This is a genomic window from Tenebrionibacter intestinalis (assembly GCF_016632365.1).
Taxonomy (GTDB): domain Bacteria; phylum Pseudomonadota; class Gammaproteobacteria; order Enterobacterales; family Enterobacteriaceae; genus Tenebrionibacter; species Tenebrionibacter intestinalis.
Genome location: NZ_JAEPBH010000024.1, coordinates 54,715 through 65,705 on the forward strand (window position 1 = coordinate 54,715; position 10,991 = coordinate 65,705).

At 54.0% G+C, this 10,991-nt stretch carries 11 protein-coding genes, 1 tRNA gene and 1 pseudogene; 4 read left to right on the forward strand and 9 right to left on the reverse strand.

All coding sequences use genetic code 11. The features are described from left to right. Window positions 1-32: 32 nt before the first annotated feature. The 7 genes and pseudogenes from JJB97_RS10500 to ppiB form a co-directional block, all read right to left on the reverse strand. Window positions 33-158 (reverse strand): annotated as a pseudogene (locus tag JJB97_RS10500) (hypothetical protein); the annotation flags it as partial. Window positions 159-394: 236 nt separating this feature from the next. Beyond that, window positions 395-1,600 carry a tRNA 2-selenouridine(34) synthase MnmH gene (gene mnmH / locus JJB97_RS10505; RefSeq protein WP_238713966.1) on the reverse strand — a complete coding sequence of 402 codons (1,206 nt, stop codon included), beginning with the start codon at window positions 1,598-1,600 and terminating at the stop codon, window positions 395-397. Window positions 1,601-1,780: 180 nt separating this feature from the next. After that, the gene (purK, locus tag JJB97_RS10510) at window positions 1,781-2,851 is read right to left on the reverse strand and encodes a 5-(carboxyamino)imidazole ribonucleotide synthase (RefSeq protein WP_238713978.1); all 1,071 of its coding nucleotides are present in this window, start codon (window positions 2,849-2,851) and stop codon (window positions 1,781-1,783) included. Further along, window positions 2,848-3,354, reverse strand: a complete 507-nt coding sequence (gene purE / locus JJB97_RS10515) for a 5-(carboxyamino)imidazole ribonucleotide mutase (protein WP_238713967.1) — start codon at window positions 3,352-3,354, stop codon at window positions 2,848-2,850. Before purE ends, purK begins: the two co-directional genes overlap by 4 nt. Before the next feature lie 197 nt (window positions 3,355-3,551). Continuing rightward, the gene (locus tag JJB97_RS10520) at window positions 3,552-3,797 is read right to left on the reverse strand and encodes a DUF1158 domain-containing protein (RefSeq protein WP_317978218.1); all 246 of its coding nucleotides are present in this window, start codon (window positions 3,795-3,797) and stop codon (window positions 3,552-3,554) included. Between the two features lie 144 nt (window positions 3,798-3,941). After that, complete coding sequence (gene lpxH, locus JJB97_RS10525; protein WP_238713968.1) at window positions 3,942-4,667, reverse strand: UDP-2,3-diacylglucosamine diphosphatase; 726 nt, start codon at window positions 4,665-4,667, stop codon at window positions 3,942-3,944. 3 nt (window positions 4,668-4,670) lie between these two features. Further along, a complete protein-coding gene (gene ppiB / locus JJB97_RS10530; protein WP_238713969.1) occupies window positions 4,671-5,165 on the reverse strand; it encodes a peptidylprolyl isomerase B in 495 nt (164 codons plus the stop codon). Window positions 5,166-5,340: 175 nt separating this feature from the next. Here ppiB and cysS point away from each other — a divergent pair, with 175 nt between their 5' ends. Together cysS and JJB97_RS10540 are read left to right on the forward strand one after the other, a co-directional pair. Beyond that, entirely contained in the window at window positions 5,341-6,726 is a 1,386-nt protein-coding gene (gene cysS, locus JJB97_RS10535; protein WP_238713970.1) for a cysteine--tRNA ligase, read from the forward strand. 494 nt (window positions 6,727-7,220) lie between these two features. Next, complete coding sequence (locus JJB97_RS10540) at window positions 7,221-7,964, forward strand: DUF3592 domain-containing protein (protein WP_238713971.1); 744 nt, start codon at window positions 7,221-7,223, stop codon at window positions 7,962-7,964. 336 nt (window positions 7,965-8,300) lie between these two features. Here the strand turns inward: JJB97_RS10540 and ybcJ are convergent, their stop codons facing one another. Beyond that, entirely contained in the window at window positions 8,301-8,513 is a 213-nt protein-coding gene (ybcJ, locus tag JJB97_RS10545; RefSeq protein ID WP_238713972.1) for a ribosome-associated protein YbcJ, read from the reverse strand. Window position 8,514: 1 nt separating this feature from the next. Next, complete coding sequence (gene folD / locus JJB97_RS10550) at window positions 8,515-9,378, reverse strand: bifunctional methylenetetrahydrofolate dehydrogenase/methenyltetrahydrofolate cyclohydrolase FolD (protein WP_238713973.1); 864 nt, start codon at window positions 9,376-9,378, stop codon at window positions 8,515-8,517. A gap of 240 nt (window positions 9,379-9,618) precedes the next feature. On the opposite strand from folD, the gene JJB97_RS10555 reads away from it, so the two are divergent. Then, a tRNA-Arg gene (locus JJB97_RS10555) sits at window positions 9,619-9,695 on the forward strand. 195 nt (window positions 9,696-9,890) lie between these two features. Next, window positions 9,891-10,991 (forward strand): tyrosine-type recombinase/integrase (locus JJB97_RS10560; RefSeq protein ID WP_238713974.1); only part of this gene is annotated, 1,101 nt, incomplete at its 3' end.

Below are 10,991 nucleotides of genomic sequence, written 5' to 3' on the forward strand. Positions count from 1 at the left end.
CCACATTATCGAAACATTTTTTCATGTTTGCTTTAGTGGTTAAGCGTATAAATCGTTAACGAAAGGGCGCGGTTTTCTGTCTGGCCTGGCGTTTGCTGCTGCTCAATATGCTGACGAAGGATAGATACTGGCGCGCCGCTACAACTTCCGGCAAAGTAACTGATGCGTTTGCTACGATTCCTTATAGGCATATGCGCGCGTTCGGGCTACGGCTTTTGCCAAAGCAGCCATCTATGAAGGCAGCTTCAGGTTGTTGACAAAGAAGGTAAAAAAATTTTTCCCTTCTTTGTAGTAAGCAGGCAAAAATCAATACGTTGATTTTCCTGGTTTTTTATTGTGTTCCAACCATCCTGTCTGCGACTGGATAGGGTTTATCAGCAGTCTCAGGCTGCCTTTATGAAGGCAGCTTTTTACGCGTAACGGGGAAAGCGCATCTTTGGGCTTTAGGTTGACCGGGCGCAGCCAGGGTAGCATCGATTCGGTGTACGCCCTGCTCTAAAAGCCAGGCCGTAACCTCCTCGAAAGTGCCTTCAAAACAAACGCTCTGTATCTTTTTAGACAATTGATAGCGATACATCGGGTCATAATAATCACGCAACAGAGGCGCCAGCCAGCTCAGGTGAGCGCCGGGATCGTTGTGGCTGCGATGGCGTAACAGCGCCTGCTCCAGCAGCGCATTCAGGCGCAGAGCGTTTTCCAGCCCCAGCCTGCGGCGTATGGCGTATAATCCCTGACGCAGATAACCGGAAAACGCCTGCCATCCGTTTTCTTCGCCCAGGCGGCTGATAAATGCGGCGGCCATATGGCGGAAATACTCCTCTTCCAGCCGGGCAAGGCGACGTTCAAAAGGATCGTTAATAACCACAATATCCGCGCGCTGCATCCCCTCGCGCAGCGACAGTGGAAGATGGCGCGAGCCGATGGACGCGCCCTCATCTTCCAGGATCCAGCGAAACCCGGGCCTGTCGCCAAATGCCGTCGCTTTCTGAAGTAGCGTAACGGCAAGCTGATTTTCAAAACTGGCTTGCGAGGGTTGCGGAGACAGCGTGCGTCCGAATGAAGATCCGCGGTGGCGGGCAATGCCTTCCAGATCCACACCGTATGCCAGTTCTCGCACCAGAAGGGTTTTACCGCAGCCGGTATTGCCGCTGATAATAAACATTGGGCGTTTGGCCAGCGCGTCCATTTCCCGCAGCGCGTACTGGCGCAGGGCGCGATAGCCGCCTTCCACCAGCGGAAAATTAATGTGGCGCTCCCTGAGCCACTGCTGAACAAGGTGCGAACGCAGCCCGCCGCGCGCGCAGTAAAGATAGCCGTTGGGGTTGGCTTCGCACCACGTCTGCCAGGCCGCCAGACGCGCTTCCCGTACGCTACCGCTGACCAGGCTGTGACCTAACGCCAGCGCCGCCGGTTGGCCGGACGCTTTATAGCAGGCGCCTACTGCGGCGCGCTCCTGATTATTCATCAGCGGCAGGTTGCTGGCCGCAGGCAGTGCGCCCTGAGCGAACTCTACCGGCGCGCGGACATCGAGTAATGGAACTCCTGCCAGCAGCAAAGATGAATAATCCCGGCTATCGGGACGATAAGAAAACGTCGCCATGTTTAAACCTTGTCGCCGTACAGTTGTTTAACCGCATGGCTTTACAGAAAGAGGGGGAAATTTTACGGGCTGTATGCGGCGCAGCGCAATCTTTCAGGCGCGATTAAACGCGGGCGCCGGGGCAGGCAGCGCGCCAGAGGACGAAAAATGCGCGCAGGCGGCGCTCGCCGCCTGCCAGAATCAGGCCCCGAGGCGCATCTGGGCCCAGGCGATACCGTTAACGTAGTCCGGCGTCAGCAGCGGCGCCAGCGTTTCCAGCGTTGCCGACAGTCGGTCGGTATCGCTATCGTTGATATTCAGATGGCCGACTTTACGCCCGGGGCGCACCGCTTTGTCATACCAGTGCAGGCGCACCAGCGGCAGCCTGAGCCAGTCGTAGCTAAGTTCCGTACCGATCAAATTCACCATAATCGACGGGCTGTTAACTACCGGCCCTGGCAGCGGCAGGTTAAGTATGGCGCGCAGGTGCATTTCGAACTGGCTGACGGAGGCGCCGTTTTGCGTCCAGTGGCCGCTGTTGTGTACGCGCGGCGCCAGCTCGTTTATCAGCAGGCCGCCAGGCGTGACAAAGCACTCCATTGCCATGACGCCAGTGTAGTTCAGCGCCTGCATAATGGCGCTTAACATCGCTTCAGCCTGGTGTTGCAATCCGACGTCCGCCTGCGGGAAGGCAACGCTTGCGCGCAAAATGCCGTCCTGATGCAGGTTGTGAGTGAGTGGATAAAATACGCAGCGCCCATCGTAGCCGCGCGCGCCAATAAGCGATACTTCACCTGAGAAATTAATGCATTGTTCGACAATACTTTCCCCATAGCCGTTGTCAGGCAGTTGCGCTTCTTCTGTGGGGCGCAGGCGCCACTGACCGCGGCCGTCGTAGCCGCCAGTACGGCGTTTTACGATGACAGGCTCGCCCAGGCGTGAAAAAATCTCCGGCCACTGCTGTGGGGTTTCCAGCAGTTGCCACGGCGCTGTGGCGAGGCCGAGCGTGTCGAATAGCTGTTTCTGAGTGAGGCGGTCGGCGATAATGGGGAAGACATCGCGGTTTACGAAAGCGCAATGGCCTGCCAGTTCCCGGGTAAGGGCGGTTTCCGGCCAGCGTTCGATTTCGGCGGTGATCACGCTTTGCTGAAAAGGGACATCTTGCGGCTGTGCGTCCAGCCCAACGGGATAGACTGCAATACCCAGCGGTTCCCCAGCCTGGCGCAGCATACGTCCGAGCTGGCCGTTGCCCAGTACGCAAACCTGCATCAGGCGCCCTCCCGCGGGTCGGGGTTGTTCAGTACGTCATCGGTTTGCCGCTGACGCCAGGTTACCAGACGCTGGCGTAGCGCCGCGTCATGCTGTGCGAGGATCTGTGCGGCCAGCAGACCCGCGTTGACGGCCCCTGCTTTGCCTATCGCCAGCGTTCCTACCGGAATGCCGCGCGGCATCTGAACAATGGAGTACAGGCTGTCAACGCCGCTTAGCGCCGCGCTCTGAACCGGTACGCCCAGTACCGGCACCAGCGTTTTAGCCGCGATCATGCCTGGCAGATGCGCCGCGCCGCCAGCGCCAGCAATGATGACCTGAAATCCACGATTTTCTGCGGTTTCGGCAAAGCTAAACAGCTTATCCGGCGTGCGGTGAGCCGAAACCACTTCAACGTGATAAGGGACATCAAGGGTAGTGAGCACGTCGGCGGTAAACTGCATGGTTGCCCAGTCGCTCTGGGAACCCATCACAATGGCGATTCGCGTGGCCTGGTGAGAAGACATACGTCCTGAAACTCCTGTGAGTCGGGAAGAAAATGGCGGTCATTGCTTCATGGAGGGCACAAAGAATAGCATGGAATAATGGCAAGGAAAACGGTTGCGTCATTGAAAGAGGCGGCCTGGGTCATACCCCGAGGCGATGGCGTCAGGCTATATAAGCGCACGCGCACAGACGATACAACCGGGGGGATAACCGGTGTTTAAATGGCAAACCAGCGCCGCCAGATAAAGCGTAGAATGCAGTATTCCACCGCGCCGAGCAGCAGAAACCACAGGCAGAACACAAGGGTGTAAAGCTGGTTGAGATCGACCAGATGAAGTTGCGTAACAAGGCGTTGCGCCAGCGTCAGGCCCAGATTCGGCGCAGGCAACAGCAGGCAGGAAAGAAAAGCCAGCAGCAAAATGCTGCCTGCGCTCAGCAGCGCGTGGGAAGCATGATTTGTCACAATGTTAAATCCAGGTGAAAAAGGCTATTGTCAACGCAACCGCGGCGTTGTGCAACTGTGCATGCGCGTTGCCGCAGGCATGCGGCGTTCGGCGCTCCCGTGCGATACGGCGGCGAGCAGGAAAGAGAGCGGATGGTTGAGCGGCTAACTTAGTGGGAAGGCTATTAATTTAACCTCATCGGCAGTGACGTTAATCACCGAGCCTTCGGCGTGCCATGCGCCCAGCACACAGCGGAATGCGGGTTGGCCGTTTACGCTAAGTTCATGGATTGCCGGGCGATGCGTGTGGCCGTGAATAAGCCAGCGCACATTATGGCGGATAAACGCTTGTTCCACTGCCGCGGCGTTAACATCCATAATAGCCAATGGTTTTTTGCCGTTGGCGGCCTTGCTGCCGGCGCGCATGCGCGCGGCAATACGGCGGCGAAAGCACAGCGGCAGGAGCAGAAACGCGCGCTGAATCCAGGGCGTATGCACGCGGGCGCGGAAGGCCTGGTAGCCTGCATCGTCGGTACAAAGCGTGTCGCCGTGCATAATCAGCACCCGGCGGCCTTCGATATCGACCACGTGCTCCTGCGCTAATAGCTGCATACCGCTTTCGCGGGCGAAGCGCTTGCCGAGCAGAAAATCGCGGTTGCCGTGAATAAAGTAGCAAGGAACACCGCCATCGCTTAGCGCGCGCAGCGCGGCGGCGATTTCATGATGCAGCGGTTCAGGGGCGTCGTCGCCGATCCAGGCCTCAAACAGATCGCCTAAGATATACAGCGCGTCGGCCTGGCGCGCATCGCCTGCCAGAAAATGCAGAAAACCGGCGGTGATCGCCGGTTCGTCTACGCTGAGGTGAAGATCGGCAATAAACAGCGTCGCCACGAATTACTCGCTAACGGTCACGCTTTCAATAATGACGTCTTCTTTCGGCACATCCTGGTGCATGCCGCTGCGTCCTGTGGAAACGCCCTTGATTTTATCAACCACATCCATGCCTTCCGCCACTTCGGCAAACACGCAGTAGCCCCAGCCTTGCAGGCTTTCACCGCTGAAGTTCAGGAAGTCGTTATCCACCACGTTAATAAAAAACTGTGCGGTTGCGGAGTGCGGCGCCTGCGTACGCGCCATCGCCAGGGTGCCGCGGGTATTTTTCAGACCGTTGCTGGCTTCGTTCTGAATGGGATCTCTGGTTTCTTTCTGTTTCATGCCCGGCTCAAAGCCGCCGCCCTGAACCATAAAACCATTAATCACGCGGTGAAAAATCGTGTTGTTGTAGAAGCCTTCACGGCAATAATCCAGGAAGTTTTTAACGGTAATAGGCGCCTTGTCATCAAAGGTCTTGATAACGATGTCGCCATGATTGGTGTGGAAAGTGACCATTGTGTGCATCCTGTTGTGATATATGTTGCCCAAACCCGCTATGCAGGTTGAACCCGGCGCCTTTTATAGCATAACTTTGCTTATGGGATCACCTTGCAAAGCGTGCTGCTTCCGGGTTGAATTACGGGTAATATATTGCGTTTTCACCGACACTCGCTTACACGGAAATCTTCAGATGTTGAAAATCTATAATACCCTCAGTCGCCAGAAAGAAGAGTTCAGGCCGATCAACCCCGGCGAAGTGGGGATGTACGTCTGTGGGATAACCGTTTACGACCTGTGTCATATCGGTCATGGCCGCACTTTTGTGGCCTTTGATGTGGTAACTCGCTATCTGCGCTATCTGGGCTACAGGCTGCGCTATGTGCGCAACATTACCGATATCGACGATAAAATCATCAAGCGCGCTAATGAAAACGGTGAGCCGTTCACTGCGCTGGTGGAGCGTATGATAGCGGAAATGTACGCCGATTTTGACGCCCTGAATATTCAACGCCCCGACAGCGAACCGCGCGCGACGCAGCATATCCCTGAAATTATCGCGCTGGCCGGGCGGCTGATTGAGCGCGGCCACGCCTACGTGGCGGATAATGGCGACGTGATGTTCGCAGTGCCGTCCGATCCGAATTATGGCCTGCTGTCGCGCCAGGATCTGGAGCAGCTACAGGCCGGCGCGCGCGTGGAAGTCGCAGAAGCCAAGCGTAACCCGATGGATTTTGTGCTGTGGAAAATGTCCAGGCCGGGCGAGCCGAGCTGGCCGTCGCCGTGGGGAGAAGGGCGCCCAGGCTGGCATATAGAGTGCTCGGCGATGAATTGCAAACAGCTTGGCAGCCACTTTGATATCCACGGCGGTGGTTCCGATCTGATGTTCCCGCATCATGAAAACGAGCTTGCACAGTCTACCTGCGCCCACGACGGAGAATATGTCAATTACTGGATGCATTCGGGCATGGTGATGGTCGATCGTGAGAAAATGTCAAAATCATTGGGCAATTTCTTTACCGTGCGTGATGTGCTCCAGCATTATGATGCTGAAACTATTCGTTATTTTCTGATGTCCGGCCACTATCGCAGCCAGCTTAATTACAGCGAAGAAAACTTAAAGCAGGCGCGTGCTTCGCTGGAGCGGTTGTACACTGCGCTGCGCGGTACCGACGCCGGCGCACAGCCTGCGGGCGGCGAGGCGTTTGAAGCTCGCTTCAAAGAGGCAATGGACGATGATTTCAATACGCCGGAGGCCTTTTCAGTCCTGTTTGATATGGCCCGTGAAGTTAATCGCCTTAAGTCTGAAAATTCGGCGGCGGCGGATGCTATGGCGGCGCATATGCGTAAACTTTCCGGCATTCTGGGGCTGCTGGAGCAGGCGCCAGAACAGTTCCTGCAAAGCGGCGCGCAGGCGGATAACGGCGAAGCGGCGGAAATAGAATCGCTTATCAAACAGCGTAACGACGCGCGGCAGTCTAAAAACTGGGCGGCCGCCGATGCCGCGCGCGACAGGCTTAATGACATGGGCATTATTCTGGAAGATGGTCCACAGGGGACCACCTGGCGGCGAAAATAACAATAAAATTTAAAAGGGCCAGACGAGAGCGCATGTCAGCCAGATAAGATTTGGTTGAGCGCTCCTGGGGTTGTGTAAGAATCCGGAAATGTTTACCCGTTTTCGGATTTTTTATGCACGCTGGACAGACGGGCTTCGTTTACGTAACCCATCGAAGCGGTATGGCTCTGATGACTGTAATTGTGTTCACTTGCGCACGCCAGCGTCACCGGGAAACGATGCCGCCTTTTCGCGTGTAGTGAAAAGAGGTTCGCATAAATACGTTAAAGCCAGTCCGTTTATTATCTGACTGGCTTTATTTGGCTCTAACTGGCTTTTTTTAGCAAACAGTATGCCCCGCGCTTTCTGCCTTATTTCAACCTGAAATTTTCTAAAATAAATATTGGTTCCCTTGCGTAATAAAAAATGTCTGGTGACTTTTTTTTACATTGTGCGATAGTATTTAGGAATACAGGAGATAGTTATTTACAACCAAATACTGTAAGGACGCCAAAATGAAAAGGATATCCACCCTCTGTTTATTCTTCGGCTGCCTGATGCTGGGGTTTGCATTCTGGCAGGCGTGGTCGGAAAAACAGTTTGAGGATAATGCCTTGCGTACAACGGGAAAGGTGATTGATTTGGGCCTTGATCGCAGCGAAGGGCGACGCATCTGGTATCCCGTAGTGAGTTTTCACGACCAGTATGGCAGGCAACAGGAATTCACTTCGTCTATTGGCAGCTCGGGTTACCGTAGCATGCTGGGGCAAAATATTGAGGTGCTGTACCTGGCGCAAGAGCCGCAGAACGCCCGGATTCGAGGCTATGAAGGGCAGTATATTAGCTCACTGGTAGCGGGTATTCTGGGCGTCGGTTTGGCGCTGACTGGCGCGTTGCCGATGCTGTTGCTGCATAACCGCCAGAGCCGGATAGAGCGGCTGCTGCATGAGGGGTGGCCCGTTGAGGCAACGATACTGGGCGCGGTTATCAATGCCTCACTGGCGGTTAACGGCCAGCCGCCGTGGCGTATTGTTTGCCAGTTTGTTGATAAAAACACGCGCAAAACTTACTTGTTTCACAGCCAGAATATTTATTTCGACCCTTCGCCGTGGATCAAAAATCGTAAGCAGACCGTTGTTTATATCGACAGGAATAACGTAAAACAATACCTTGTGGATATTTCCTGGCTACCAGATTCTATTCTGAAAGAAAAGAACGAACCTCTGCTGCCGGAAATGCAGGACGGATTAATCAAATAATTCCCGAATGATCTTATATTTCCGCATTAACGTTAGCGTAACGTTTAAATTGAAATACAAGTTGCATTAGCGTGCAGGCTGAATAGTAGCGACTGAAGGCAGAATATATATTTGGTCGTGATGCGTTTAAACGTTAACTCCGTTTTGTGTTGAGAGGCGGCATAACGCGCGCCTGAAAGTATGTGGCCTGTTGTATAAAACAATATTTGGCCTTTTTGCGGTTATTAGCCGAAAACCAACGCGTTGTTATTTCTGGTTTAGCTTATGGGCCTTCCCGGGCCGAAGCCGTCCGGCCCGGGGAGGCGTCAATGGGGTGTTTTAAGAGGGGGCCATCGTTCAGGCCGTGACGGTCACGCTGCGGCCTGAAAATGTTACGGTCTGACCCGCAAAAATTTTGCAACGTTTGCGGGTTTCGATAGCGCCGTCAACGCTGACTTGCCCCTGCGCAATCACAATTTTCGCCTGTGCGCCGCTTTCGCTCCAGCCTTCCAGCTTCAGCAGATCGCACAATTCTACGTGCGGGTGTTTACCTAAAGAAAAGGTTGCCATCTTATGCGTTCTCCACGTCGTGATATTCTTCGCACGCCTGGAGCGTGTTTTGTATCAGGGTCGCAACGGTCATCGGCCCCACGCCGCCTGGTACGGGCGTGATGTACGATGCGCGCGCGGCGGCGTCATGCGCCACATCGCCGACTACTTTGCCGTTCTCAAGGCGGTTTATGCCGACGTCAATCACAATTGCCCCTTCCTTTATCCATTCGCCGGGAATGAATCCGGGCTTACCAACGGCGACCACGACCAGGTCGGCGTTTTCAACATGGTGGCGCAGGTTTTTAGTGAAGCGATGCGTGACTGTGGTGGTGCAGCCCGCCAGCAGCAGCTCCATGCTCATCGGGCGGCCCACAATATTGGATGCGCCGACAACAACGGCATTAAGGCCGTAGGTGTCGATGTTGTAGCGCTCCAGCAGCGTTACAATGCCGCGCGGCGTGCAGGGACGCAGTCGCGGTGAGCGTTGGCAAAGGCGACCAACATTATAAGGATGGAACCCGTCTACATCTTTATCCGGCGCGATGCGTTCCAGAACTTTTACATTATCGATGCCCGCAGGCAGGGGGAGCTGGACGAGAATACCATCGATGGCGTCATCGGCATTAAGGTTATCAATAAGTTCCAGCAATTGCGCTTCAGAGGTGGTTTCCGGTAGATCATAGGAGCGGGAAATGAATCCCACCTCCTCACAGGCGCGGCGTTTGCTGCCAACGTAAATCTGCGACGCTGGGTTGTCGCCCACCAGCACTACCGCAAGGCCGGGAGCGCGTTTTCCGACGGCCAGGCGGGCTTTTACTTTTTCCGCCACTTCAAGGCGTACCTGCTGCGCAATCGTTTTACCATCAATAATGTTTGCTGCCATTGGAAGAAAATTCCATTGTTACCAGTAAGAAGGGGATAACGCATATTCTGGCAGAAGCGCGCGATACTGTCAGTTCCCGATTGCGTTTTGTCCTGGCGTGAATCAACGCGGCAATAGTAAAACCAATGAACCGGGATAAAGAGTGTTTATTTACCGAGCAGTTACCCGGTAAGGTCATTGACTCCCGGAACGTTGAACGTATAATTCAGCCACTTCGCGTACTGAAGTTCCTTTCACAGCGCGCCCTTAGCTCAGTTGGATAGAGCAACGGCCTTCTAAGCCGTGGGTCACAGGTTCGAATCCTGTAGGGCGTACCAGTTCAGAGTCAAGAGACGTCAACCGACGTCTTTTTTTATGCCTGAAATTCAGTGAGTTGGCTGGTTTTAATGCGTCGAAATTCTCTCAGCGTCTACCTGCATCTACCCACATCAAGTAGTATCTGTTGGTATATGTGATGGTACATCCCCGTTCAATAAAATCTTGTACCAACAGCCAGCAACGGAGGGTCTTAAGTGGCGTTAACCGATGTGAAGGTAAGAAATGCAAAGCCTACGGACAAGCCTTATAAGCTTACCGATGGCGAGGGGATGCATTTAATGGTTCATCCCAATGGATCTAAATACTGGCGTTTACAGTACCGCTTTGACGGTAAGCAAAAGATGTTGGCGTTAGGCATCTACCCTGAGATTTCGTTATCTGAAGCCAGGCAGCGAAGAGATGAAGCTAAGCGGCAAGTCGCCAATGCTATCGATCCCAGCGAACAGAAAAAGGCTGAGAAACAAGCTCGCAAAGCGACAGTGGAAAATACCTTCAAAGCGATTGCTCTGGAATGGCATGAGTACAAACGGCCTAACTGGTCAAAGGGTTACGCTGAAGACATTATGGAAGCGTTTGAAAACGATATCTTTCCGGATATCGGTAAGCGTCCAATTGCAGAGATAAAGCCGCTTGAGATCCTTAGTTCACTACGTAAACTCGAACAACGTGGTGTCCTTGATAAGCTGCGCAAAATCCGTCAGGCCTGCAACCAGGTATTTCGTTACGCCATTGTCACAGGTCGGGCTGAAACTAACCCAGCTTCAGAGCTAGCAAGCGCATTAACTCCGCCAAAATCCACCCATTATCCTCATCTATTAGCGGATGAGCTTCCTGCTTTCTTACAGGCTCTTGCTGCTTATTCCGGTAGCCCAATAACCCGGCTGGCAACAAAGATTCTGATGCTAACTGGCGTTCGAACCATTGAACTCCGCATGGCTGAGTGGAAAGAATTTGATTTCGACAAGCGGGTTTGGGAAGTGCCGATAGAAAGGATGAAGATGCGCCGCCCTCATCTGGTGCCATTATCTGATCAAGTTGTGGCAGCACTACGGGAGATCCAGGCAGTGACGGGCCGTTATAACCTGGTATTTCCTGGGCGGAACGACATTACCAAGCCAATGAGCGAAGCAAGTATCAATCAGGTACTGAAAAGGATTGGGTATCATGGGAAGGCTACGGGGCACGGCTTTAGGCACACGATGAGTACAATCCTGCACGAACAGGGCTATAACACGGCGTGGATCGAACTACAGCTTGCTATTAGACGTCAACTAGTTTTGCCGACTGGCGCCAAC

Excerpts from the sequence above, each read along its gene's own strand:
- mnmH (WP_238713966.1), bottom strand. The coding sequence starts at position 1,600 with ATGGCGACGTTTTCTTATCGTCCCGATAGCCGGGATTATTCATCTTTG.
- purE (WP_238713967.1), bottom strand. The coding sequence starts at position 3,354 with ATGTCTTCTCACCAGGCCACGCGAATCGCCATTGTGATGGGTTCCCAG.
- ppiB (WP_238713969.1), bottom strand. The coding sequence starts at position 5,165 with ATGGTCACTTTCCACACCAATCATGGCGACATCGTTATCAAGACCTTT.
- cysS (WP_238713970.1), top strand. The coding sequence starts at position 5,341 with ATGTTGAAAATCTATAATACCCTCAGTCGCCAGAAAGAAGAGTTCAGG.
- JJB97_RS10540 (WP_238713971.1), top strand. The coding sequence starts at position 7,221 with ATGAAAAGGATATCCACCCTCTGTTTATTCTTCGGCTGCCTGATGCTG.
- ybcJ (WP_238713972.1), bottom strand. The coding sequence starts at position 8,513 with ATGGCAACCTTTTCTTTAGGTAAACACCCGCACGTAGAATTGTGCGAT.
- folD (WP_238713973.1), bottom strand. The coding sequence starts at position 9,378 with ATGGCAGCAAACATTATTGATGGTAAAACGATTGCGCAGCAGGTACGC.